This is a genomic window from Kitasatospora sp. NPDC091257, assembly GCF_044757675.1.
GTDB lineage: Bacteria > Actinomycetota > Actinomycetes > Streptomycetales > Streptomycetaceae > Kitasatospora > Kitasatospora lactacystinica.
Genome location: NZ_JBIVVI010001776.1, coordinates 1 through 1,238 on the forward strand (window position 1 = coordinate 1; position 1,238 = coordinate 1,238).

General features: G+C 75.0%; 1 protein-coding gene. It reads right to left on the reverse strand.

What is annotated here, in order from left to right; all coding sequences use genetic code 11:
- Positions 1–3: 3 nt before the first annotated feature.
- A complete protein-coding gene (locus tag ACIQOV_RS41955) occupies positions 4–1,047 on the reverse strand; it encodes an LLM class flavin-dependent oxidoreductase (RefSeq protein ID WP_401056473.1) in 1,044 nt (347 codons plus the stop codon).
- Between the last annotated feature and the right edge of the window lie 191 nt (positions 1,048–1,238).

The following is a 1,238-nucleotide window of genomic DNA, read 5'->3' on the forward strand; positions in this document are numbered from 1 at the left end:
GGGTCAGCCCTCGGCGGGCGTCGGCTGCGGACGCCAGCCGAGGGCGGGCCCGAGCCGGGTCGCCAGGTCGGTGAGGATCTGTACGTAGTCCTCGTGTTCGAAGGTGAACGGCAGGGCGAAGGCGACCTCGTCCACCTCGCGGTAGCCGGCGTGGGCGTGCAGCCGTTCGACGAGTTCCTCGGTCGTCCCGACCAGGTCGGGGGCGAACAGCAGCCGGGCCGGGCCCTGCGGGGCGAGGGTGCGCGGGGTGCGGGCGAGGGCGTAGGCCCGGTACTTGGCGCGCTGCTCGGGGGTGGCGCTGTCGGTGGGGATGACCACCAGGCCGTGGGAGACCCGGGCGCGCTCGCCGTCGGGGTGGCGCTCGCGGAAGGCGCGGATCTGGGCGGCCTGGATGGCGGCGAAGTCGAGCGGGCCCTCCTCGCTCTCCGGCTTCACCACGCTGCTGGTGAGCAGGTTGAGCCCCTGCTCGCCGGCCCAGCGGGCCGAGCGCAGGCTGCCGGCGCCGTACCAGAGCCGGGACGCCAGGCCGGGGGAGTGCGGCTGGACGCGGCGGGAGTACACCTCGATGCCCTCGGTGCCGGCGAAGTCGGAGGCGTCCTCGCCGCGGACCAGGGCGAGCAGCCGTTCGGCGCGCCGGGGGCTGAAGTCCTCCTGCTCGCCGGTGTCCGGGTAGAGCGTGCCGCGCACCTGCTCGTAGTGGGTGGGCGGGCCGACGCTGAAGCCGGGGTTGAGCCGGCCGCCGGAGAGCACGTCCACGGTGGCCAGGTCCTCGGCGAGCCGCAGCGGGTTCTCCCAGCCGAGCGGGGTGACGGCGGTGCCGAGCTGGATGCGGCTGGTGCGCTGGGTGGCGGCGGCGAGCACGGCGATCGGGGAGGAGATGCCGTACTGGAGGTGGCGGTGGCGCAGCCAGGCGCTGTCGAAGCCGAGCCGCTCGCCGAGGGTGATGAGGTCGAGGGTGGACTCGTGGCCGCGGCGGGGGTCCGCCTCGTCGAAGAGCCCGATGGTCAGGAAGCCGAGTTTCCGCAGCGGGCGAGGGGTCGGCGACATGGTGGGCTCCGCGGGGGTGAGGGGCGGCCGGGTGAGGGCCGGTCGAGATGGTGCGTTTCGAACGTAAGCGGCCGCCGCGCCGTCCGACAAGATCGACGCACGATCCGGTCACCGGCCCGCAACACGGCGCAACGCGGGTGTCACGTGCGGCGGCTCCCACCCCGGTGGGCCGGGTGGGAGCCGCCCCGTCC

Bases quoted from the DNA above. Each gene is read 5' to 3' on its own strand.
- ACIQOV_RS41955 (WP_401056473.1), bottom strand. From the start codon at position 1,047: ATGTCGCCGACCCCTCGCCCGCTGCGGAAACTCGGCTTCCTGACCATC.